The 22,377-nt window shown below is 69.5% G+C and carries 17 protein-coding genes and 2 pseudogenes; 8 read left to right on the top strand and 11 right to left on the bottom strand.

The window, feature by feature from the left end; genetic code table 11:
- Positions 1-24: 24 nt before the first annotated feature.
- Entirely contained in the window at positions 25-2,376 is a 2,352-nt protein-coding gene (locus QF027_RS31275) for a transglycosylase domain-containing protein (RefSeq protein WP_307078455.1), read from the bottom strand.
- A gap of 236 nt (positions 2,377-2,612) precedes the next feature.
- On the opposite strand from QF027_RS31275, the gene QF027_RS31270 reads away from it, so the two are divergent.
- The 5 genes from QF027_RS31270 (at position 2,613) to QF027_RS31250 (ending at position 7,424) form a co-directional block, all read left to right on the top strand.
- The gene (locus QF027_RS31270; RefSeq protein ID WP_307078453.1) at positions 2,613-3,530 is read left to right on the top strand and encodes an SPFH domain-containing protein; all 918 of its coding nucleotides are present in this window, start codon (positions 2,613-2,615) and stop codon (positions 3,528-3,530) included.
- On the top strand, positions 3,476-3,772 hold the full coding sequence (locus tag QF027_RS31265; RefSeq protein ID WP_373430955.1) for a hypothetical protein: 297 nt from the start codon (positions 3,476-3,478) through the stop codon (positions 3,770-3,772). The genes QF027_RS31270 and QF027_RS31265 overlap by 55 nt, the downstream gene beginning before the upstream one ends.
- A 105-nt stretch (positions 3,773-3,877) precedes the next feature.
- Entirely contained in the window at positions 3,878-4,402 is a 525-nt protein-coding gene (locus QF027_RS31260; protein ID WP_057609981.1) for a PadR family transcriptional regulator, read from the top strand.
- A complete protein-coding gene (locus QF027_RS31255) occupies positions 4,399-5,085 on the top strand; it encodes an ABC transporter ATP-binding protein (protein WP_057609980.1) in 687 nt (228 codons plus the stop codon). Before QF027_RS31260 ends, QF027_RS31255 begins: the two co-directional genes overlap by 4 nt.
- Positions 5,082-7,424, top strand: a complete 2,343-nt coding sequence (locus QF027_RS31250) for an ABC transporter permease (protein WP_307078452.1) — start codon at positions 5,082-5,084, stop codon at positions 7,422-7,424. The genes QF027_RS31255 and QF027_RS31250 overlap by 4 nt, the downstream gene beginning before the upstream one ends.
- A gap of 46 nt (positions 7,425-7,470) precedes the next feature.
- Here QF027_RS31250 and QF027_RS49690 read toward each other — a convergent pair.
- The 10 genes and pseudogenes from QF027_RS49690 to QF027_RS31200 form a co-directional block, all read right to left on the bottom strand.
- Positions 7,471-7,675 (bottom strand): annotated as a pseudogene (locus QF027_RS49690) (hypothetical protein); the annotation flags it as partial.
- Positions 7,675-7,860, bottom strand: a pseudogene (locus QF027_RS31240) (roadblock/LC7 domain-containing protein); the annotation flags it as partial. The pseudogenes QF027_RS49690 and QF027_RS31240, both read right to left, overlap by 1 nt.
- A gap of 36 nt (positions 7,861-7,896) precedes the next feature.
- A complete protein-coding gene (locus QF027_RS31235; RefSeq protein WP_307078450.1) occupies positions 7,897-8,643 on the bottom strand; it encodes a MarR family transcriptional regulator in 747 nt (248 codons plus the stop codon).
- 153 nt (positions 8,644-8,796) lie between these two features.
- The gene (locus tag QF027_RS31230; protein ID WP_306976887.1) at positions 8,797-10,140 is read right to left on the bottom strand and encodes an AI-2E family transporter; all 1,344 of its coding nucleotides are present in this window, start codon (positions 10,138-10,140) and stop codon (positions 8,797-8,799) included.
- A 126-nt stretch (positions 10,141-10,266) separates the two neighbouring features.
- Positions 10,267-10,950 carry a transglycosylase SLT domain-containing protein gene (locus QF027_RS31225; RefSeq protein WP_306976889.1) on the bottom strand — a complete coding sequence of 228 codons (684 nt, stop codon included), beginning with the start codon at positions 10,948-10,950 and terminating at the stop codon, positions 10,267-10,269.
- Positions 10,951-11,357: 407 nt separating this feature from the next.
- Entirely contained in the window at positions 11,358-12,683 is a 1,326-nt protein-coding gene (locus tag QF027_RS31220; RefSeq protein ID WP_306976891.1) for a PhoH family protein, read from the bottom strand.
- Between the two features lie 341 nt (positions 12,684-13,024).
- Positions 13,025-13,798, bottom strand: coding sequence for an isoprenyl transferase (locus QF027_RS31215; protein ID WP_306976893.1), 774 nt, complete (start codon positions 13,796-13,798; stop codon positions 13,025-13,027).
- Between the two features lie 681 nt (positions 13,799-14,479).
- On the bottom strand, positions 14,480-15,268 hold the full coding sequence (locus tag QF027_RS31210) for a methyltransferase domain-containing protein (protein ID WP_307078448.1): 789 nt from the start codon (positions 15,266-15,268) through the stop codon (positions 14,480-14,482).
- 104 nt (positions 15,269-15,372) lie between these two features.
- On the bottom strand, positions 15,373-16,245 hold the full coding sequence (locus tag QF027_RS31205; RefSeq protein WP_307078446.1) for an LLM class flavin-dependent oxidoreductase: 873 nt from the start codon (positions 16,243-16,245) through the stop codon (positions 15,373-15,375).
- Between the two features lie 40 nt (positions 16,246-16,285).
- On the bottom strand, positions 16,286-16,849 hold the full coding sequence (locus QF027_RS31200) for a dihydrofolate reductase family protein (RefSeq protein ID WP_306976898.1): 564 nt from the start codon (positions 16,847-16,849) through the stop codon (positions 16,286-16,288).
- 97 nt (positions 16,850-16,946) lie between these two features.
- Between QF027_RS31200 and QF027_RS31195 the strand changes: the two genes are divergently transcribed.
- The 3 genes from QF027_RS31195 (at position 16,947) to QF027_RS31185 (ending at position 22,366) form a co-directional block, all read left to right on the top strand.
- Positions 16,947-17,309 (top strand): DUF192 domain-containing protein, encoded by a 363-nt coding sequence (locus tag QF027_RS31195; RefSeq protein ID WP_306976900.1) that lies wholly within the window; start codon positions 16,947-16,949, stop codon positions 17,307-17,309.
- 303 nt (positions 17,310-17,612) lie between these two features.
- Positions 17,613-20,696: an FG-GAP repeat domain-containing protein gene (locus QF027_RS31190; RefSeq protein WP_307078444.1), complete on the top strand. Its 3,084-nt coding sequence runs from the start codon at positions 17,613-17,615 to the stop codon at positions 20,694-20,696.
- A 437-nt stretch (positions 20,697-21,133) separates the two neighbouring features.
- Positions 21,134-22,366: a cytochrome P450 gene (locus QF027_RS31185; RefSeq protein WP_307078442.1), complete on the top strand. Its 1,233-nt coding sequence runs from the start codon at positions 21,134-21,136 to the stop codon at positions 22,364-22,366.
- Positions 22,367-22,377 lie beyond the last annotated feature (11 nt).

The raw sequence follows: 22,377 nt of genomic DNA, 5'->3' as shown, positions 1-22,377 counted from the left end.
TCACCAGGCGCCCCTTCTTCTTCGCTACTGGTCGTCGTTCGGGTCGAACGGGTTCTCCGGTGAGGTCGTGATGTCGACCGGAGTGCTCTGCTCGCCGGTCGGCGCAGACTGCGACGGCGTCTCCGACGGCGTCTCCGAGGGGGTCTCCGACGGCGTCTCCGAGGGAGTCTCCGAGGGTTCCTCCGTGGTCGGGGTCGACGACGGCGTCTCGGACCGGGTCGGGGTCGGGCTCGGGGTCCAGGTGGGCTGAACCGCTGCGCCCTGGTCGGTGTCGAGGTCGAACTTGGTGTTCTCGGCCGCGACGCCGAAGGTGTACGCCGCCCAGATCTGCGCCGGGAAGCCACCGCCATTGACGCGGGGGAGGCCGGCGGTCTTGTACATCTTGGTCTGGGCGCCGGTCTTGGCGTCCTCACCGAACAGGGCGACCGAGGTGACCAGGTCCGGTGTGAATCCGTTGAACCAGGCCGAGAGGTTGTCGTCGGAGGTACCCGTCTTGCCGGCGACCTTACGGCCGTCGCGGGCCGGGTTCTCCGCCACGGACACCTTCGCCGTACCGTCGGCGACCACGCCGGTCAGTACCGAGGTCACCGTGTCGGCGGCCTTCCGGCTGATGACCTGCTCGCCGATCGGGTCCGGCAGCCGGGTCTCGGTGCCGCCCTGCTCCGCCGACTTGATGATGGTCGGCGTGACCTGCTGGCCGTGGTTGTCGAGCGTGGCGTAGACGCCGGCCATCTGGATCGGGCTCGCGCCCATGGTGCCCAGGGTGTAGGCCGGCAGCGGCTTCAGCTTGCCGGTGTCCATACCGAGCTTGGTGGCCGTCTCCAGCACCTTGTCCATGCCGACGTCGACGCCCATCTGCGCGAAGACGGAGTTGATGGACTGGTTCATCGCCGTCTGGACGGTGACCTGCTTGCCGTAGTTGTGGTCGTCCTCGTTCTCGGGAGCGAATCCGACCTTGTCGCCGTTGCTGTCCACGACCTGACGCTTGCTGGTGCCGTCGTAGATCGTGTTCGCGCCGATCGTCTTGCCGCCCTGCGTCTCGGAGGCGTTCTCCAGGGCGGCGGCGAGGATGACCGGCTTGAAGGTCGACGCGGGCTGGTAGTCGGTGCGGTTGGCGTTGCTGATGAAGTGTTTGGTGTAGTCCTGCCCGCCGTACAGCGCGACGATCTTCCCCGTCTTGGGGTCGACGGAGACGGCGCCGGCCTGGACGTTCTTGTCGACCGTCCGCTTCTTCGGGTCCAGTTTGCTGATCAGCTGGGTCTTGACGGACTTCTCCAGCTGGGCCTGCTTCTTCTTGTCGATGTTCAGAGTGATGGTCCAGCCCGAGTTCTCGACCCGGGCCTCGGCCTCGTCCTGGGTGATGCCCTGCGTCTTGACCAGCTGCTTCTCCAGCTGCTGGTTGGCGAGCTTGACCAGGTAGCCCTTCTGGCCCTCGAGACCGGGGGCGGCCTTGGGCGCCAGGGGCACCGGGAACGTCATGGCGTCGCGCTTGGCCTTGTTCAGCCAGCCCTGCTCGACCATGTTGTCCAGGACGTAGTTCCAGCGGTTCTGCACCAGCTTCTTGCCGGTCGGGCTGGCGACCGCCCAGTCGTACTGGCTCGGGGCCTGGAGCAGCGCGGCGAGATACGCGCCCTGTTGGACGCTGAGCTTCTTGGCGTCGACGCGGTAGTAGTCCCGGGCGGCGGCCTGGATGCCGTAGTCGCCGCGGCCGTAGTAGCTGGTGTTGATGTAGCCCGCGAGGATCTCGTCCTTGGACTTCTGGCGGTCCACCTTCAGCGAGATGACCAGTTCCCTCAGCTTGCGCGTGATGGTCTGGTCCTGGTCGAGGTAGTAGTTCTTGACGTACTGCTGGGTGATCGTCGAGCCACCCTGCTTGCCCTTGCCCGACAGAGTGTTGATCAGGCCGCGGGCGGTGCCCTTGAGGTCGACGCCGGCGTCCGTGTAGAAGGTCTTGTTCTCCGCCGCCACGAAGGTGCGCTGGACTTCCTTGGGCACCACGGCGAGGTCCACGATCTCGCGGTTGGTGTCGCCGACGCGGGCCAGGACCGATCCGTCGCTGTACTTGTAGATGTTGCTCTGCTTCTGCGCGGCCGCGTTGCCCTTGGGGACGTCGACCATCATGTACAGCACGATGAAGGCGCCGATGCCGAGCAGGCAGAAGCCGAGGAAGGTGCCGAGGATCTTCTTCCAGGTGAAGAGCCGGCGTATGCGGCTCTTACCATTCTTCGCGCCCTTCTTACCCCGCGCGGCGGCCTTGCGCGCCGCGGCCCTGCCGCCCGGGGTGACACCCTCGCTCGGCGTCCCGGACGAGCGCGTGGGCGGCGCCGCGCGGCGGCCACCGCGCTGACGTGCTCTTCTCTCTTCCGCTCGTCCCATGGGTCGACTCGCTCCGCTTCCTCATCGGCGGCCACACAGGTTCGTGGCACAGGTCAGCTCAGAAAGCTAACACCGGTCCATATGGCGCAGGACCTTCGATCGGGTCTTGGGGGGGCGTGAGAATCAGCACCCGCCTCCTCGGAACCAGACCTCCGAGAGGGTGTCAAGGTTGCCGGGACGGGGTAAAGTGATATCACTTAGTTAACACCGAGCTAGACTCGAGACGGGGGACCTCCATGTCCGCGCAAGACTCCGCATCCATAGCCGACACACCCGACATGCCCGCCCCGCGCGTGCGGGAGTTCGCCGCGCACAGCATCGGCGGCGCGCTCGCGCTGCTGCTGGGCCTGGTCGGGCTGCTGCTCGCCGTCTTCCTGTTCGCCGCGAGCGGCGAGAGCCCCGGTTTCGCCGTCGGTGGGGCCGCCGTCCTGATCGTGGCGCTCATCTCGCTGCGCGGCCTCAACACGGTGGCGCCGGGTGAGGCCCGAGTGGTCCAGCTCTTCGGTCGCTACAAGGGCACGATCCGCCAGGACGGCCTGCGCTGGGTGAACCCCTTCACCTCCCGTACGAAGGTCTCCACCCGGGTCCGCAACCACGAGACCGCCGTCCTCAAGGTCAACGACGCCTACGGCAACCCGATCGAGCTGGCCGCGGTCGTGGTGTGGAAGGTCGAGGACACCGCGCAGGCCACCTTCGAGGTGGACGACTTCGTGAAGTTCGTCGCCACCCAGACGGAGACGGCGGTACGGCACATCGCCATCGAGTACCCCTACGACGCCCACGAGGAGGACGGGCTCTCGCTGCGGGGCAACGCCGACGAGATCACCCAGAAGCTCGCCACCGAACTGCACGCGCGCGTGGAGTCGGCCGGCGTCCAGATCATCGAGTCCCGCTTCACCCACCTCGCCTATGCGCCGGAGATCGCCTCGGCGATGCTCCAGCGGCAACAGGCCGGCGCGGTCGTCGCGGCCCGGCGGCAGATCGTGGAGGGCGCGGTCGGCATGGTCGAGGAGGCGCTCGCCCGGATCACCGAGCGGGACATCGTCGAGCTGGACGAGGAGCGCAAGGCGGCGATGGTGTCCAACCTGATGGTGGTGTTGTGCGGCGACCGCGCCCCGCAGCCGGTTCTCAACACCGGGACCCTTTACCAGTGACGACACCTTCCGAGGGGGGCTCCCCCGAGCGGCGGCCTCAGCAGCGCAAGCAGGTGCTGCTGAGGCTGGACCCGCTGGTGTACGAGGCGCTGGCGCGGTGGGCCGGGGACGAGCTGCGGTCGGCGAACGCGCAGATCGAGTTCCTGCTGCGCCGGGCCCTGAAGGAGACCGGCCGGCTTCCCGGCGACACCGGGCCGCTGCCGCGCCGGGGTCGGCCACCCAAGGACACCCGGGACACGTAGCAGAACCGTGACAATCGGCCCCCACCTGCGGCTGCTCACCGCCTGACCCCATCTACACACGCCGCGTATACATGCGGGGTATACACCGCATGTACAGTCCTCTCCATGTCCATCGGTCACACCCTCCTAGGGCTCCTGGAGTCCGGGCCCCGCCACGGTTACGACCTCAAGCGGGCCTTCGACGAGAAGTTCGGTCACGACCGGCCGCTGCACTACGGCCAGGTCTACTCGACGATGTCGCGGCTGCTGAAGAACGGGCTCGTCGAAGTCGACGGGATCGAGCCCGGCGGCGGACCCGAGCGGAAGCGGTACGCCATCACCGACGCCGGGATCACCGACGTCCAGCGGTGGCTCGCGACGCCGGAGAAGCCCGAGCCGTATCTCCAGTCCACGCTGTACACCAAGGTCGTCCTCGCGCTGCTCACGCACCGGGACGCCGGCGACATCCTCGACAACCAGCGCGCCGAGCACCTGCGGATGATGCGCATCCTCACCGACCGCAAGCGCAAGGGCGACCTCGCCGACCAGCTGATCTGCGATCACGCCCTGTTCCATCTGGAAGCCGACCTGCGCTGGCTGGAGCTCACCGCCGCGCGTCTCGACAAGCTCGCGGAGGTGGTGGTCAAGTGACCCCGGCCGGTTCCCTGCTCGTAGCCGACGAGCTGCGCAAGACCTACGGTCCGACCGTCGCACTCGACGGCGCCGAGTTCTCCATCCACCCCGGCGAGGTCGTCGCCGTGATGGGCCCCTCCGGGTCCGGCAAGTCGACCCTGCTGCACTGTCTCGCCGGGATCGTCACGCCCGACTCGGGCTCGATCACCTACAACGGCCGTGAAATGGCCACGATGAACGACGCCGAGCGCAGTGCGCTTCGGCGCTCCGAGTTCGGTTTCGTCTTCCAGTTCGGGCAGCTCGTCCCCGAGCTGACCTGCGTGGAGAACGTGGCGCTGCCGCTGCGGCTCAACGGCACGTCCCGCAAGGAGGCCGAGAAGGCGGCGCTGGGCTGGATGGAACGTCTCGAGGTCGACGACCTGAGGAAGAAGCGGCCCGGTGAGGTGTCCGGCGGTCAGGGGCAGCGCGTGGCCGTGGCCCGCTCCCTGGTGACCAACCCGCGCGTGCTGTTCGCCGACGAGCCGACCGGCGCGCTCGACTCCCTCAACGGCGAGAGGGTCATGGACCTGCTCACCGAGGCCGCCCGGTCCACCAACGCGGCCGTCGTCCTCGTCACGCACGAGGCACGGGTGGCCGCCTACTCCGACCGCGAGATCGTCGTACGGGACGGGAAGTCCCGGGACATGGAGCGGGTCGTATGAGTCTCAGGCAGTGGTGGCGAGACCTCGCCATGGGGGTCCGGTTCGCCTTCGCGGGCGGACGCGAGGGGTGGGTCCGGGCGCTGCTGACCGCGGTCGGCGTAGGTCTGGGGGTGGCGTTGCTGCTGCTGACCACCGCGCTGCCGAGCGCCCTGGCGGTCCGGCACGACCGGGAGGAGGCCCGTACGGACATCACGTACAGCGACAAGGTCATCCCGAAGGCGGCCGACACCCTGCTGGTCGCTGCCACCGGAACCACCTTCCGGGACATGAGCGTCCGCGGCCGGGAGCTGGAGCCCGAGGGACCGAAGGCGCCGCTGCCGCCGGGGGTCGGGAGCTTTCCGGCGGCCGGCGAGATGGTCGTCTCCCCCGCGCTGAAGAAGCTGCTGGAGTCCGGCGACGGCAGGCTCCTGCGGGACCGGCTGCCCGAGCGGATCGTCGGCACGATCGGCGAGAGCGGGCTCATCGGTTCCCATGAACTCGCCTACTACCGGGGCGCCGAGGGGCTCGCGGCCCAGGGCATCGACGGCGGCCGGGTCGTCCGGATCGACCGCTTCGGGGACCCGAACCCGACCGAGGAGCAGACCGATCCTGTCATGCTCCTGCTGATCCTCGTCGTCTTCGTCGTCCTGCTGATGCCGGTCGCCGTGTTCATCACCGCGGCCGTGCGCTTCGGCGGCGAGCGGCGCGACCGGCGGCTCGCGGCCCTGCGCCTGGTGGGCTCCGACGGCCGCTCGACCCGGCGGATCGCCGCCGGCGAGGCGCTCGCGGGAGCGGTGCTGGGGCTGGTCCTCGGCACCGGGTTCTTCCTGATCGGACGTGAAGTGGCGGGCTCCGTCGAGGTGTTCGGGATGAGCGTGTTCCCGAGCTACCTCAACCCCTCCCCCGCACTGGCCCTGCTGGTCGGTCTCGCGGTGCCCGCCGCGGCCGTCATGGTGACGCTGTTCGCCCTGCGCGGCGTGGTGATCGAGCCGCTCGGCGTGGTGCGTACGGCCAAACCCGCACGGCGCCGGCTGTGGTGGCGGCTGCTGCTGCCGCTGGCCGGACTCGCGATGCTCTACCCGATGGTCGGACAGGGGCGCGACGAGGGCGACTTCAACCAGTACCTCGTCACCGGCGGTGTCATCCTGCTGCTGGTCGGCGTGACCGCGCTGCTGCCGTGGATCGTCGAGGCGGTCGTGGCCCGGCTGGGCGCGGGCGGACTGTCCTGGCAACTGGCCGTGCGACGACTCCAGTTGAGCAGCGGTACGGCGGCCCGGATGGTCAACGGCATCGCGGTCGCGGTGGCCGGGGCGATCGCGCTGCAGATGCTGTTTGCGGGTGTCGAGGGCGACTACACCAAGAGCACCGGCTACGACGTCTCGCGGGCGCAGATGCAGGTGAGCGTGCCGGACGGGAAGACGCTCGCCGCGACCGCGAAGGAACTCGCCGCGACCAAGGGCGTGGAGAAGGTGTACGCGTTCGACGAGGGGTATATCGCCGACGGGCCGGGCGACGAGGCGCGCTGGAGCCGGGTGACCGTCGCCGACTGCGCGTCGCTGCGCGAGATCGCCGTACTGCCCTCGTGCCGCGAGGGCGACTCCTTCGTCCTTCAGGGCGGCGGGGACGACGGCGAGGAGGGGGCCCTGACCGCCAAGCCCGGCCGGACGCTCTACTTCGAGACCGAGACCTCCGACGGCTCCGGGAACACCAAGCCGGTCGCCTGGACTCTGCCGAAGGACGTCAAGCAGGCCCGCTCCGTCGTGGATCCGACCGGCTACAAGCGCGGCGGCCTCCTGATCACCCCGAGCGCCCTGTCCTCGACGGTCGCGCCGGGCGTGCGCGGGCAGGTCTATCTGCGGCTCGACGAGTCGCTGCCGGACGCGCGCGAGTACGTACGCAACACGGCGGCCCGCATCAACCCGCTCGAAGAGCCGATGAACTGGGTGTCGTTCGAGCGCAACGACCGCTACGAGTCCATCCGCACCGGCCTGTTCGTCGGCGCCGCCTGTGTCCTCGCGCTGATCGGGGCGAGCCTGCTGGTCTCCCAGCTGGAGCAGCTGCGTGAGCGCAAGAAGCTGCTGTCGGCGCTGGTCGCCTTCGGCACCCGCAGGCGCACCCTGAGTCTGTCGGTGCTCTGGCAGACGGCGATCCCGATCACGCTGGGGCTGCTGCTGGCCTCGGTGGTGGGGCTGACGCTGGGCGCGGTCCTGCTGCGGATGACGGACACCACGGTGCGCGTGGACTGGCCGAGCGTGCTGTCGATGACCGGCGTGGGGGCGGCGGTGGTCATCGTGGTGACGGTGCTGAGCCTGCCGCCGCTGCTGAGGCTGATGCGGCCGGACGGGCTGCGGACGGAGTAACCGCCCGCAGCCGGCCGTCCACCAGTAGTGCTTCACCACCCGCCGGGTTCTCGCTGTTGACCAGGACCTCCTGGAGAAGTGGTTGTCACCGCTGACCCCGCGGCGCTCCTTGAAGACGTCCTCGGTCATCACGACCGTACGGCCCAGGACAGGTCGAGGGTCGCACCCGCCAGGAGGTCCAGGACCTCCGGCGGGTGGTTCTCGACGGTCTCGTACGAGGGCGTCGGTGCGAGGGACTTGACCAGGCCCATCACCTGGTCGGAGAAACTCCTTCTGGCGCTTTCTCGGTCGCCTTGTCGGTGAGGATCGAGCCGATCCTGTTCAGGGTCGGCTGGGTCGCCCGGTGCAGGTGGTCCACGTCCATGCCCTCGTCGCCGAGCACCACCATCAGGGCGGTGTCACCGACGGCGTAGAAGGCGGCGCAGCCGTGACCGCCGGGGCGACCGCCCGCGGCACGCTGCGCCGGACGGATTCATTTGGGCCTTCCGTTTCGGAGTCGGAAGAAGCTGCCGGGTTTTCGGCGGGGCAGATCGGTTCCTGTCGCGGACGGGGACTGCTCCACGGGCGTGGGCGTGCGAGGCCGGAGTTCATCGCCGTCGGGAAGAGAGCGGACCACGATGGGCGTGGACGGTCCGGCGCACATCAGGAGCCCCTCGTCGAGCATGCGCGCGACCTCTACCGTCAACTCGCGCCGCAGGGGCCCGGATCCGTTGTCCGTGCCCGCGCGCACGGGCCGTTCGCGGCCGGGGTGCACCGGGTGCGGCAGCGCGGCCAGGGCGGTGAGTCTGCGGATCACGTCCTGCAACAGCCGCAGAGGCGGCTCACCCCGGGGGACCTGCGCGAACGGCTCCGCGGTGGCGCGGCGTTCGCAGTCCTCCACCCGGCCCGCGGCCAGCGCGAACGCGGCGTCGTGCAGGGCCGGCGCGCACACCACACGCAGCTGCGCGGCCCCCGCGTAACCGTGCGCGATGAGCGCGGTGGCCGGCCGGCGCGAACCGCCGGACTCCCGCACCAGCTCGGCCCACTGCTCGCCACTGACCCGCCCGGAGCGCAGCAGCGGTGCCTCGGGTCCCTGGGCACCGGGCGACTCCACGGCGACCACGTGGCCGTCCCCCAAGTGGAAGGTGCCACCGGGTGTCCCGGTGATCCGCAGCTCTCCGGTGAAGCCGTCACGGCCGCACGCGGCCAGGGCCTGTGCCAGGTGTTCGTGGCCCGACATCACACCCCCGCCGCCTCGCACGTACGCCTGACGCGTAGCGCTGAGGAGGGAATGTGTATCAGTCCGGGCGCATATTCCGGGGGCTGGTTTCCTACCTGCCGCCAGTTGACGGAAGTTGAATTCGCGGGCTGTTCAAAGCACTGTGTTCGGCGTTCATTCGACCGAATCCGAGGGAGGTTTTTCGGGGTCCGGGGGCGGTTCCGCCGGGCCCTGTTCATCCGCTACGGCCTCGTCCTCGATCTCGGGTGGCGCCGACTGCTCCTCGGCGTACGCCTTGAGGTAGCTCACCACCGTGTTCGTCACCGCCACCAGCGGTACGGCCACCACCGCGCCGCCGATGCCGGCCACCATGCCGCCCGTCGCGACCGTGAGGACGACCGCGAGCGGGTGGACGCGCACCGCGCGGCCGAGGATGAACGGCTGGAGGATGTGGCCCTCGATCTGCTGGACGGCGAGGACCACCACGAGCGTCATCACGGCCGTGAACACGCCCTGCGTGACCAGCGCGACGAGTACCGCCAGCGCTCCGGAGGCGACCGCGCCCACGAGCGGGATGAACGAGAACAGGAAGATGAAGACGGCCAGCGGGACGGCCATGGGGACGTCGAGGAAGTAGATGCCGATGCCGATGAAGACGGCGTCGATGAGGGCCACGAGGACCGTGCCGCGGACGTAGGCGGTCAGGGTGCGCCAGGCGCGCGGTCCCGCGCCGGCCACGGCGGGCCGGGCGGCCGCGGGGACCAGCTTCAGCGTCCACGCCCAGATGCGCCGGCCGTCGTAGAGCAGGAAGAGCGTGGAGAAGAAGGTCAGCAGTATGCCGGTGAGCGCCTCCACGACGACCTGGACGCCCTCCAGGCCCGCCGACGTGATCTGGTCGGTGTTGGCGCCGACCGCCTCCCGCAGGTTCTTGGCGATCTGGTTGATCTGCTTGTCGGTGACGTGGAAGGGGCTCTTCAGGAGCCAGTTGCGCAGGTCGTCGATGCCGTTCTGGATCTGGTCGGAGAGGTCGTCGATGTTCTCCATGACCTGCCAGGTCACGAACCAGCCCAGCAGCCCGATGATGACGAAGCCGAGGATCGCGGTGAGAGCCGTGGCGGGGCCGCGCGGGACGCCGTGCCGCATGAGGCGGGCCACCGTCGGCTGGAGCAGCGCGGTGATGAGCAGGGCGACGACGAAGGCGAAGACGACGAGCTGTACGGAGCTGATCACCCGCATCAGCACCCAGACGGTGCCCGCGAGCACCAGCAGCCGCCAGCCGGCCTCGGCGGCGACCCGTACGCCCCACGGCACGGCCTGCGCCGGATCGGGACGGGGAACCAGCACGACAGGGGCGCGGGAGGCGGCGCTCGACGGCCTCTTCGACCCGCGCTCGGACGGCTGGGCCGAGTCAGCCTCGGCCTCCTCACGGGCCACCTCCGCGCGGCGCTCGTCCAACCGCTCACCCATATCGGTCAGTCGGGTACCGATCCGACCGAGCCACCCTGGCACTCGCGACATGATCCGTCCTCTTCCCCCGTCTCTCCTCACCACTCCCCCCTGGAGTCGTCCGGTCCGACCGTACATGGCAGAAGCCCCTCCCCCTAGGACGGGGAGGGGCTTCGCGAGGTTGAGAGCAGGGCGCGCTCAGTACCAGTGGTTGGCCTGCCAGAACGACCAGGCCTCGCAGGGGCTGCCGTACCGGCTGTCCATGTAGTTGAGGCCCCACTTGATCTGGGTGGCCGGGTTGGTCTGCCAGTCGGCGCCGACCGACGACATCTTGGAGCCCGGCAGGGCCTGGAAGAGACCGTAGGCACCGGAGGAGGCGTTGACGGCCTGGTAGTTCCAGCTGGACTCGTGGTCCACGATGTTGCTGAAGCACTGGAACTGTCCGCTCGGCACCATCGAGGCAGCCATCGCCTGGATCTGCGCGACGGTGTACGAGCTCTGGACCGGGAAGCTGGAGGAGCTCCTGCTGGCCTTTTCCTTGGCCTCGGCGCGCTCTTTGGCTTCCTTGGCCGCCTTCTCGGCGGCCTCCTTCTTCTCGATCGCGGACTTGGCGGCGGCCTTGCGCGCCGACTCCTCCGCGACCTTCTTGGCGCTCGCGTCCGCGGCGATGGCCTGGGTGTCGGCCTGCTGCGTGAGGGACGCGGTCTGCACCTGAGCCTGCTCACCCGCGGGGATGTCCGCCAGGAGCGTCGTGTCGGCTGCCGTCGCCTCGGCGTCGTTCGGCTGCGCGACACTGCCGGAGGCAACTCCGACAACGCTTCCGACAGCGGTGACCGCGGTGGCGGAGGCCACTGCGAATCCCCGGACCGAAATCGGGCTCACACGGTTTCCTTCCAGCATCGCCCGCTTCGGTGACCCTGGCGGACGCAATCGTGCCCCTAGACACTGGCCTCCCAACTAACGGGGTCACGGGAGGCACGGGCCCGGTGGGCAACTCCCTCGCGGGGAGCGCCGCATGGTGCGCGGGCGGCATACGACGACGCTGTGGAGTTGGTGGTGTTGCTGTGGTGCCGTACCGCTGGGGGTACAGGTGTGTCGTATGCGGGGCCTGACAGGAATGAGACTCTGCCGTAACCGGACGCCGGGTGGCAATTCTGAGTTGCGTGTGAAAGCTCACATCCCGTTTGGGCCCAGGGATTTCGAGAAACAGCACCACGCGAAGGCGCCGCCCGGCTAGGCTCTTGGCCTTTCCGGACGGCGCCAACTGGCCCTGGATTACCCCAGATGGCCTAGATCTGGCCGTCTTCGAGCATTTCGGTCACAAGGGCCGCGATCTGGGACCTCTCGGACCTCGTCAGCGTGACGTGGGCGAAGAGGGGGTGACCCTTCAGCTTCTCCACCACGGCGACGACACCGTCGTAGCGACCGACCCTCAGATTGTCCCGCTGGGCCACGTCATGGGTCAGAACGACCCGTGAATTCGCGCCGATTCGGGACAGAACGGTGAGAAGTACATTCCGTTCCAGGGACTGCGCCTCGTCCACGATCACGAACGCGTCGTGGAGCGAGCGGCCGCGGATGTGGGTGAGCGGCAGAACCTCGAGCATGCCGCGTGCGGTGACCTCCTCGATGACCTCGCGGCTGGTGACCGCGGACAGCGTGTCGAAGACCGCCTGCGCCCAGGGGCTCATCTTCTCGGACTCGGAGCCCGGCAGATAGCCCAGTTCCTGCCCGCCGACCGCGTAGAGCGGACGGAAGACCATGACCTTCTTGTGCTGGCGGCGCTCCAGGACCGCCTCCAGACCCGCGCACAGCGCGAGCGCCGACTTGCCGGTGCCGGCCCGGCCGCCCATGGACACGATCCCGATGTCCGGGTCGAGGAGGATGTCCAGCGCGATGCGCTGCTCCGCGCTCCTCCCCTTGATGCCGAACGCCTCCCGGTCGCCGCGCACCAGACGGACGTTTCCCTCGGGCGAGACCCGGCCGAGGGCCTTGCCGCGCTCCGAGTGGATCGTCAGCCCGGTGTGCACGGGGATGTCGGCGGCCTCGGGAACGTAGACATGCCCCTCGTCGAAGAGGATGTCCACCTGTTCACCCGGCAGGGTCAGCTCGGACATTCCGGTCCAGCCGGAATTCTCCGTGATGGCGAGTTCGGCGCGGTACTCCTCGGCGAGGAGCCCGACCGAGGACGCCTTGATCCTGAGCGGGAGGTCCTTCGACACGACAGTGACGTCGAACCCCTCGGCCTGCAGGTTGCGGGCGACCGCGAGGATGCGGGAGTCGTTGTCACCAAGGCGGTATCCGGACGGCAGCACGCTGGGGTCCGAGTGGTTGAGCTCGACACGGACGGTCCCGCCGAGTTCCCCGATCGGGATGGGGGCGTCGAGTCGGCCGAACCGGACCCGGAACTCGTCGAGCAGCCGCAGGGCCTGCCGGGCGAAGTAGCCGAGTTCGGGATGGTGCCTCTTGGCCTCCAGCTCCGTGACCACGACGATGGGGAGCACGACCTCGTGCTCGTCGAAGCGGTTCAGGGCGTTCGGGTCGGCCAGCAGGACGCTGGTGTCGAGAACATAGGTGCGCCGGTCAGGCATGCGGCGCTTTGTGCTGGTCACCACGGAAGGACGTACCCCCTCGGATGAGGTCGGGGAGCGACGGAGTGGAGCTGGACCGGTCGTCGGCCCGTTTGCACGGACCGGGAACCGGCCCTCCACTGCTTCTTCCGTGCTGTGACCGCACGGTCGAGCTGGTGCAAGGGGCCTCCCGGGCGGACGGCCCCGTGCCGTCCGCTGAGATCCGACACCCGTGGTTCGGGCATCGACCTGACTGCCTTATGCCCTCGAACAAGCGATGCCATGCCGACTCATGTGACGACGCCCTGGTGAACTCCTGGGGATCCGGGGGTATCCCGCTGAAAATGTGACACTTCTGCCCCGAACGGGGTACCCGGAACGGTTGGTCAGCCGCCGTAGCGGCGGTGGCGTGCCGCGTAGTCGCGCAGCGCGCGCAGGAAGTCGACCTTGCGGAAGGCCGGCCAGAAGACCTCGCAGAAGTAGTACTCCGAATGGGCGGTCTGCCACAGCATGAAGCCGGACAGCCGCTGCTCACCGCTGGTACGGATCACGAGGTCGGGGTCGGGCTGGTCGCCGGTGTAGAGATGGCGGCCGATCATGTCGATGTCGACGGCCTCGGCGAGCTCCTCCATCGAGGTGCCCTTGTCGTGCGCGTCCAGCAGCATCGACCGTACGGCGTCGGCGATCTCCTGGCGGCCGCCGTAGCCGATGGCGACGTTGACGAGTATGCCGTCGACGTGGGCCGTGGACTCCTCCGCCTCCTTCAGCGCCGTCTGCATCGGGGAGGGCAGCAGGTCGGGGGTGCCGACGTGGTGGACCCGCCAGCGGCCGTCGGCGGCGAGGGTGCGGACGACGTCCTCGATGATGCCGAGGAGGGGACCGAGCTCCTCCGGCGGGCGGTTGAAGTTGTCCGTCGACAGCAGCCAGAGGGTGACGACCTCGACGTCCGTCTCGGTGCACCAGCCGAGGAACTCCTCGATCTTCTCCGCGCCGGCGCGGTGGCCGTCGACAGGGGTGGAACCGGCTGCCTTCGCCCAGCGCCGACTGCCGTCCACGATGACACCGATGTGCTTCGGCACCTGGGCGTGGTCCAGGTGGCCTTCCACCCGGCGTGCGTAGAGCCTGACGAGCAGGCCGCGCAGCTTGTCGCGCAGGTTCACGTGATTGTCAGCCCCTTTGACGGATGGCGGTCCCCGCGGCTAGAGCGTACCGGGGAGTGTCGGACGCCCGGTGTACGGGGGGCCATCTGCCCGTGCGCTCCTGCGTGTTGTGGGGGCCGGTGGTGTCGGCGCGGCGGGGCTGTGAAGCCCTTCGGGTGGGTGGCCCCTGCGTCGGCAGGAAGAAGCGTCCTGGTCCGCGCGAGAAAAAACGGGCCGGTCCGTGGGGGGGAGACGGACCGGCCCGAGGGGGGGGTTCCACCATAACCCTTCGTGAGGAATGGTGGGCGCATCGGCGCGCCAAAACTACTCTCCGGAGTCGGACGGCGACGGCACGGTGGCCGATCGAAGCCCTGTTCATGGGGGTTTCGTGGCCGAATCACGGCGGAATCATGGGGACGTGGGGCATCGCCCAAGCGGGTGACTCCGGGTCGGAACGTTTCTTTGACGCCGGGAAGTGGGCGCGGCACCGCGCAGCCCCCTCCTCTGCGCGGTGCCACCGCGCAGCTTTGCTGACGCGAATTGCCTCGCTTTGAATTTACGTCAGCCGCAGACTGGAGGCGAGCCGCCTGGGATAACGATGTGGAAACCCCGTGAAGACCATGGATATGCGGTCCAGGCCGACGCACGATGCACCAGTTGTCCGATTTGCAGCTATCTGGGAGCCGTCTGCACCCGGGAACGTCAGGCGCGTGGCTTACGGGCCTCCAGGAGATGGCGGCTGCTGTGGGCGACGAAGGGGCCCTCGGACTCGATCCGCTCGTGCAGGGACCGAAGCCGGGGCTCGTACTCGGCCACGGTGAAGCCGGGGACCATCCACACCACCTTGCGCAGGAAGTGGACGACGGCGGCGATGTCGTGGAACTCGATCCGCAGGCGCTCGGCGCGCAGGTCGACGATCTCCAGTCCGGCGGCCTCGGCGGCGGCGCGCTCGCGGTCGGGGTGACGGTCCGAGCTCTGCTCCTCCGGCTGCGGGCCGAGAAAGTGCTCGACGAGTTCGAAGACGCTGCGCGGGCCGACGTGCTGGGCGAAGTACGTGCCGCCCGGCTGCAACACGCGCGCGATCTCCGCCCACTGGGGGTCGACCGGGTGCCGGCTGCTGACCAGATCGAAGGTGTCGTCGGCGAAGGGCAGCGGCGCGTCCTGCGGTGCGGCGACGACCACGATGCCGCGCGGACGCAGCAGGGCGGTGGCCTTGGCGACGTTCGGCGGCCAGCCCTCGGTGGCCGCGGCGAGCAGCGGTGTCCGGACCCTCTGCCCGAGGGCGAAGTCCAGGACCTCGCCACCGCCGGTCTGGATGTCGAGCGAGGCGGTGGCACCGGCCAGGCGGTCGCCGAGGGAGCGGGCGAACCCCCACGAGGGCCGCGCCTCGGTGGCCCGCCCCTCGAACCACGAGAAGTCCCAGCCCTCGGTGGGCACGGCGGCGCCCTCGGCGACGAGGTCCTCGAAGGTACGGGTGCGGTGGGAGGTCATGGGAGTGATCGTCGCAGGATGACGCGGGCGGGCGCCGCTCGTTTTTTTCGGCCACTTCGGGATTCCGGCCACTTCAGGACCGGGGATCCCCTCCGCCCAGCGGGTCAGGGCACCAGGGGCCGGACGTCCTCCGCGGCGAACCGTACGAAACTCTCCGGGTCGGGTTCGTCGGCCGTCGGCTGGAGGACGACCGTGTCGGCGCCGGCGTCGGCAAGTCGCTGGACGGCCTTGGCCACCGCCCCCGCGTCCCCGGCGACGCCGAGGTCGGGGACGTCCGCGACGCCCTCTGCGGTGAGTTCGGCGCGCAGCCGGGCGGCCGCGTCGGGCCCGGTGGCGGTGAGGAGGTAGACGACGATCCGGTGCCGGTCCGGCCGCCCCGCCTTCTGCCGTCCCTCGTCGATGAGCCGACGGGCCCGGCGGACCCCCTCGGGCGGGGTGTTGGCGGTGAGCACCGTGCCGTCGGCGGCCTCGCCCGCGAGGCGCAGGGTGCGCGGGCCGGTGGCCCCGGTGAGCACCTCGACGGGACCCTCGGGCGGCCAGTCGAGGGCGACGTCGTCCAACGAGACGTACCGCCCCCGGGTGCTGACGCGCTCGCCTGCCAACAGGGCGCGCAGCGCGACGAGGTGCTCGCGCAGCAGGGTGAGCGGCGACTCCGCCCGCGCTCCCACCTGCCCCATCCAGTCCTGCACACCATGGCCGACACCAAGGACCGCCCGCCCGGGGAACATCCGGTGCAGGGTGGCCGCCTCCATCGCCGTGATGGCGACGTTCCGCAGCGGCACCGGGAGCAGGCCGACGCCGATCCGCACCCGCTCGGTCCACGCGAGGGCGGCAGCGGCGGTGGAGATTCCGCCCTCCCTGAAGCAGTCCTCCCACAGCCAGAGCTCTTCGAGCCCCGTCTCGTCCGCGAGCCGGGCGAGGGCCCGCAGCCGCTCGGGAGGGAGTTGGGGGCGGAACACCGCGCCGAGTTCGGTCATGCCGACCTTCCTACCCGTGGGGAGGGACAGGACAACTTCTTTACGGCGTCGGCTCGTACCGCAGCAGTACGACGCCGTTGCCGAAGGTGTGCGACTCGACGAGCCGGAGGGAGGTCAGCGTGTCGGTGTGCGGGAACAGGGGCTTGCCCCGGCCGACGAGAACGGGGTGGACGTAGATCCGCAGCTCGTCGACGAGGCCGTACCGCAAAAAGGTCTTCCCCAAGTCGGCCCCGCCCAGCGCGAGATCACCACCCGGCTGCGCCTTCAGCGCCCGGACCTCTTCCGGTACGACCTCACGGACGAGCGTGGAGTTCCAGTCGACGTCCGTGAGGGTCCGGGAGTAGACGATCTTGGGGAGATCCCGCCAGATCGGAGCGAACTCCCTGACGGATGCGGGGGCGTCGGGGTCGGCGTCGGCGGTGGGCCAGTAGTCGGCCATGAGCTCGTAGACGACCCGGCCGTGGAGCAGTCCGCCCATGCTCCCGACCGTGGCGTTCATGTGCGTGTGCAGTTCGTCGTCGACACGGTGCCAGCTGATGTCCCGGTCGGGGCCCTCGATGTAGCCGTCGAGGGACACGGACATCATCAGGACGATTTTTCGCATCGGCCACCTGACCTGGGCAGAAGAGAGAGGATCGACACCCACGGTACTGGGGCGACAGGGACGGCGTGGGAACGCCAGGGCGGGAGGTGGCTCCGGGATGGGGCGCTGGCTGGACGGGCGGGGCAAGCTGGTCGTGCACGGGGAGCGGGAGGAGTTCGCCGTACCGCTGGAGATCGCGAGCTCCTACCGGGCCCGGACGAAGGGACTGCTGGGACGCGACCGCATCGAGGGTGCCCTGCTCCTCTCCCCCGCGGGCAGTGTGCACACCTTCCGGATGCGGTTTCCCATCGACGTCGCCTACCTCGACCGCCGGCTCCGCGTCATCGCCGTACGCACGATGAAGCCGGGGCGACTGGGGCTGCCGCGGCTGCGGTCCCGGCATGTGCTGGAGGCGGAGGCCGGGGTGATGGAGGGGTGGGGGGTGCGGGTGGGGGTGCGGGTGGAGGTGGCTCTCGGGTAGGCAGTGGAGATCAGGTCGAGAACGGCAACGGGACGCGTCGCGTCCAAAGACGCAGCTGGGCCCCATGGACGACACGGTTGTGACCCGGGTCCCGCCGTCAGCCACGCGACGTCAGGCATTCCGGAAGGACGGGACCCCAGTGCGACCAGGCCCTCGGCCGCCTCCTGAAGGACACGATCAACTGGTTCTGATCACCGAGCCCGGACAGTAAAAGGACGGTAAGATCAGCCGACTTGTGAGACGGGCGTGATGGCCGGGGGGCCAGTGGCGCGCGGCCCGTCTCCTTTAAGGGGAGGGTCTTCCGTGGCTCGTCATGTCTTCGCGTCTCTGCGGCTCGTCGCCGCCTCCGCAGTGCTGGCGGCCGGACTGAGCCCGCTGCTGCCGTCCGCCGCCGTGGCTGAGGAGGCGCAGGAGACGGTAGTGCCGGCGACGCTGCGGAGTTCCCATCTGACGGGCTCGCTTGTCGGATACAACAGCGCGGACTACGGCACGGAGGGTGCCGGTGCCCAGGGCTTCTTCCACCGCATCGAGGGCCACTCGGGGATCATGTGGACGCGGTACGCGGACGGTGAGTCGATCGCCGCGCCCCCGATCGCAGGGGCGTACCTCGTGTTCGGCACGGGCAGTGACGTCCTCGACTACCGCTACAACGACGGCCGTAGCCTGCTGTTCGACGCCGTCAGCGGTACGACCCACACGGTCCGGATGACCGAGGGACGGACACTGCTCCGGTTCTACGGCAGCACGGCCGTCACCTATCGCAGCGTGACCGGTGAGGACGGTACGACCACGGCCAAGGACCTCCGTCTGTCGACCGTGGGCGATGACGGGGCCATGATCGACACCGAGATCGCCGGCGTGCCCGAGGGAAAGGTGCTGGGCTTGCCGCGGGGCGCGGACGAGACCAGCGTCTTCTTCCACGCCAAGTGGGACGGCAGCTTCCGGATGGTGGAGGTCGACCGGGAGACCGCCCAAGTGCGCGGCTGGACCCAGCCCTTGCCCTCGGACTACACCAACGTCCGCTTCTCGCGGGACCACGTGGCGCTCTATGGCAAGCCGAGCAACCCCAAGGTCCTCGTGGTACCGCGCTCCGACCTGTCGGCCACCGCGACCGAGGTCACCCTGGGCGACGGCACCAGCGCGGCCCCGGCCACCGATGTTGCCCTCGTCGGCGACTGGCTGGTCCACCGGCCCAGCGGCGGAAAGGCCGTCAAGGCGGTGCCGATCAAGGGCGGTGCCGCTGTCACCCTGCTCACCTCCTCCAACGAGGGCGTCTCCGCCGCGCCGGACGGCACGGCCCTGTATCTCGGGCGTACAGCCGCCGACGACTGGGGGTTCCAGCGCTTCGTCCCCGGCGCGGACGGCGGCCCGCCGGTCGTCTCGCAGGCGAAGGCGCTGCCGAGGCCGCCGTTCAGGATTCAGGGGCTGGCTCTTGAGCAGGGGCGGCTGGTGGTCGCCGACGGCAGCGGCCGGGAGCGGGACACCTACGTGCGGACCGTCGCCGCGACCGGCACACCCACGTTCGGGGCGCGGTCCCCGTACGACGGGACCGAGACGTCGCTGTACGACTGCCCGGTTCAAGAGGGTGGCTGCCGGATCTTCGGTACGGCCGACAACCGTGTGGTCTGGCTGGCGAAGAACTCGGTGGACGACGACCGTCTCACCGCCGACGGACCCGCCCCGTACGGCTACCGTTCCCTGAGCGTCCCCGCGGGCGGGCGGATCACCGACGTCTCCGGCCGGTACGTGATCCACACGACCGCGACAAAGCAGTCCGTCTACGAGATCGACAACAGCACTGCGGCCGTCACCCGCACCCCCACCGCATCCGCCCTCTCCGGCGACATCTTGTGGACGGCGGGGGCGAGTCCCGGTGAGGTCACCGCGTACAACCTCTCGACGAAGAGGACCACCGAGACCCTGAAGCTCAGCTCTGGCTGCACCCCCACCGAACTCCAGGCGCTGGGCCGCTACTTGTACTGGACCTGCGACGGCAGGGCCGGCGTCCACGACCGAGCGACAGGCAAGTCCGTGCCGGTCCCGGCAGACGAGGCCAAGCTCGGCGACGGGTTCGTCGTCACGCACGACAAGCAGGCCCGAAAGCTGACGCTCACCACGGTCGCCGACGGGACGGCCGCGAGCCGGGTGATCGGGGACCTGCCCGACACCGGGACCTCGCAGCGGGACGTGCGCTGGACCGTCGACGAGGCCGGCGCCAACGCGGCCTACGTGGACGACAAGGAGCAGGTGCACCTCGTACCGTCCGGGGTGGCGCAGCAACCGCTGCGCCCGCTGGGTCCGGCGGTGAACTCGTCATGGCTCAACGCCCGGTACACGGACCCCACGTACTACGCCCTCACCACCCTGGCGTTGTCGAAACCCGCGAGCTGGCGGATGACCGTGCGCAGCAAGGCGACGGGGAAGGTCGTCGACACGGTCGACGGCGAGGCCCGCGGGGAGATCAAGGCCGGATGGGACGGGATGACCGCGGGTGGACTCGCACCCAACGGCTGGTACGACTGGACCCTGTCGGCCGCCCCGGTGGACGGTGTCGGCACGCCGGTGTCAGCGCACAGCAGCTTCCGGCTGGTGGAGGCGGCCCCGGTGCACCGGGACCACGTGGGCGCGGACGGTAACCCCGACGGCATCGGCGACCTGCTCGTCCTCAACTCCTCGGGCCGGCTGAACTTCTGGGCGGGCACCGGCAAGGGCACGTTCTCCGGGCAGTCCATGGGCAATGCTTGGCCCACCAGCATCAAGGCGGTGCCGTTCGGGGACCTGAGCGGTGACCGATGCAATGACGTGCTCGTGCGGTACAGCAGCGGGGCCCTGCGGCTGTACAGGCCGGGCTGCGGTGAGTATCTGGAGCCGTCGACGCCGTACACCAGTCTCGGCACCAGCGGATGGACGCAGTACGACGTCCTGACCGCGCCCGGTGACGTGACCAAGGACGGCCGCCCGGACCTGATCGCCCGCAACTCCTCCACCGGCACGGTCTACCTCTACAAGGGCACGTCCACAGGGAAGCTCTCCGCGCGGGTGAAGCTCTACGACAACTGGAAGGGCTACAAGAAGATCGTCGGCACCGGTGACCTCAACGGCGACGGCATCGGGGATGTACTCGCCCAGGACAAGTCCAACAACCTCTACCGGTACGACGGCAGGGGCAACGGCACCTTCAAAGCGCGCGTGAAGCTGTTCACGGCGTGGGGTGGCTCCTACAACGTGATCGTCGGAGTCGGGGACATCACTGCCGATGGCAAGGCGGACCTGGTCTCCCGGGACACCGGTGGTGTGCTCTGGCGCAATGCCGGGAACGGCAAGGGGTCGTTCGGGGCGCGGGTGAAGATCGCGAGCGGCTGGCAGGGCTACAAAGGCCTGTTCTGACCACCCTGGGATGTGCGTCACGGTTGCTGTGGGCCAGGGTGCAGCGGCCCATCGAGCCGACCTCGGGCCGTGTCACCGCGACGCACTGCCGCCTCGGTTTGCTGTGAGAGCCGATGTGCTCATCGTCACGTAGGTGGCGCTGCGTCAGCGGAGGTGCCTGCCGGCGAGGGTGATGAATGTGCGGATCGACCGTCGTGGTTGGCCGACGCTCGCGGTGAGCGCGGCGGCGCCCGCTGTCGCAGCGAGTTCACGTAGTGGAGGTGGCCTCGCCGACACTCCTGAGCAGGAGCGCACGCCTCGGCCCCCTCCCGTGGCGGGATCACTCCGCTCTCGCCGCGTGATCCGGCCAATCGGGCTCGTGTCAGCCGTCTGACGGGGAGTTGTCAGACTCGCGGGGTTCGATGTCCTCGGCTTCCTTCCCCCCACCGAGGAGTGTCATGACCCACACCCCTGTCGACACGCAGGACGAGGCTGTTCCCGACTTCCCGATGCCCCGGGCGGCAGGGTGTCCGTTCGCCCCGCCCCCGGCGATGATGAAACTGCACGCCGAGGAACCGGTCTCCAGGGTCCGGCTGTGGGACGGCAGCGTGCACTGGCTCGTCACCCGCTACGAGGACCAGCGGGCCCTGTACGGCGACCCGCGCCTCAGCGTCGACACCACCCGGCCGGGTTTCCCCTACCTGAACGAGGCATTCCGGGAGACCGCCGCCAAGAACCCGCCGTCCTTCCTCAACATGGACGACCCCGACCACGCGCGCATCCGCCGGATGGTGACCGGTGCGTTCACCGTCAAACGCATCGAGGCCATGCGCCCGGCCGTCCAGCGCATGACCGACGAGCTGATCGACGAGATGCTGGCCGGCCCCAAGCCGGTCGATTTGGTGGAGGCCCTCACGCTCCCCCTGCCGTCACTGGTGATCTGCGAACTGCTCGGTGTCCCCTACGAGGACCACGACTTCTTCCAGGCCAACAGCAAGGTGGCGCTCCGGCGGGAGGTGACCGCCGAAGCGGTGCGGGCCGCCTTCGCGGAGATCTACCAGTACCTGAGCGGCCAGATCGACGCGAAACGCGCCGACCCGGCGGACGACATGCTCTCCGAGCTGGCCTCCCGGGTGCGGACCGGCGACCTCACCCACCACGACGCCACCATGCTGGGTGTCCTGCTGCTCGGCGCCGGGCACGAGACCAGCGCCAACATGCTCGCCCTGGGCATCCTCGCGTTCCTGGAACACCCCGACCAGCTCGCCGTCGTCCGCGACACCGACGATCCGAAGGTCCTGGCGTCCGCCGCCGACGAGATGCTGCGCTATCTGACGGTCGTCCACAACGGCCAGCGCCGACTCGCCCTGGAGGACCTGGAGATCGGCGGCCGGTCCATCCGGGCCGGCGAGGGCGTCATCATTCCGGGCGCCACCGGCAACTGGCAGGCCGACGTCTTCCCCGAGCCCGAACGGCTCGACGTCCGCCGCGACGCCCGCCGCCACATGGCCTTCGGCTTCGGCATCCACCAGTGCCTGGGCCAGCCCCTGGCCCGCCTGGAACTCCAGGTCGTCTACCACACCGTCTTCCGCCGCATCCCCACCCTGCGCCGGGCCACCGACCTCGACAAGATCCCGTTCAAGGACGACGGCATCGTCTACGGCGTCTACGAGCTGCCGGTGACCTGGTGAGGTGCGGTTCG

Origin of the sequence: Streptomyces canus (assembly GCF_030816965.1) — a bacterium.
GTDB classification, from domain to species: Bacteria; Actinomycetota; Actinomycetes; order Streptomycetales; family Streptomycetaceae; genus Streptomyces; species Streptomyces canus_E.
Note: the sequence above shows the minus strand (reverse complement) of the source record. Positions and strands in the feature narration are given on the sequence as shown.

Excerpts from the sequence above, each read along its gene's own strand:
- QF027_RS31275 (WP_307078455.1), bottom strand. The coding sequence starts at position 2,376 with ATGGGACGAGCGGAAGAGAGAAGAGCACGTCAGCGCGGTGGCCGCCGC.
- QF027_RS31270 (WP_307078453.1), top strand. The coding sequence starts at position 2,613 with ATGTCCGCGCAAGACTCCGCATCCATAGCCGACACACCCGACATGCCC.
- QF027_RS31260 (WP_057609981.1), top strand. The coding sequence starts at position 3,878 with ATGTCCATCGGTCACACCCTCCTAGGGCTCCTGGAGTCCGGGCCCCGC.
- QF027_RS31250 (WP_307078452.1), top strand. The coding sequence starts at position 5,082 with ATGAGTCTCAGGCAGTGGTGGCGAGACCTCGCCATGGGGGTCCGGTTC.
- QF027_RS31235 (WP_307078450.1), bottom strand. The coding sequence starts at position 8,643 with ATGTCGGGCCACGAACACCTGGCACAGGCCCTGGCCGCGTGCGGCCGT.
- QF027_RS31230 (WP_306976887.1), bottom strand. The coding sequence starts at position 10,140 with ATGTCGCGAGTGCCAGGGTGGCTCGGTCGGATCGGTACCCGACTGACC.
- QF027_RS31210 (WP_307078448.1), bottom strand. The coding sequence starts at position 15,268 with ATGACCTCCCACCGCACCCGTACCTTCGAGGACCTCGTCGCCGAGGGC.
- QF027_RS31205 (WP_307078446.1), bottom strand. The coding sequence starts at position 16,245 with ATGACCGAACTCGGCGCGGTGTTCCGCCCCCAACTCCCTCCCGAGCGG.
- QF027_RS31200 (WP_306976898.1), bottom strand. The coding sequence starts at position 16,849 with ATGCGAAAAATCGTCCTGATGATGTCCGTGTCCCTCGACGGCTACATC.
- QF027_RS31195 (WP_306976900.1), top strand. The coding sequence starts at position 16,947 with ATGGGGCGCTGGCTGGACGGGCGGGGCAAGCTGGTCGTGCACGGGGAG.
- QF027_RS31185 (WP_307078442.1), top strand. The coding sequence starts at position 21,134 with ATGACCCACACCCCTGTCGACACGCAGGACGAGGCTGTTCCCGACTTC.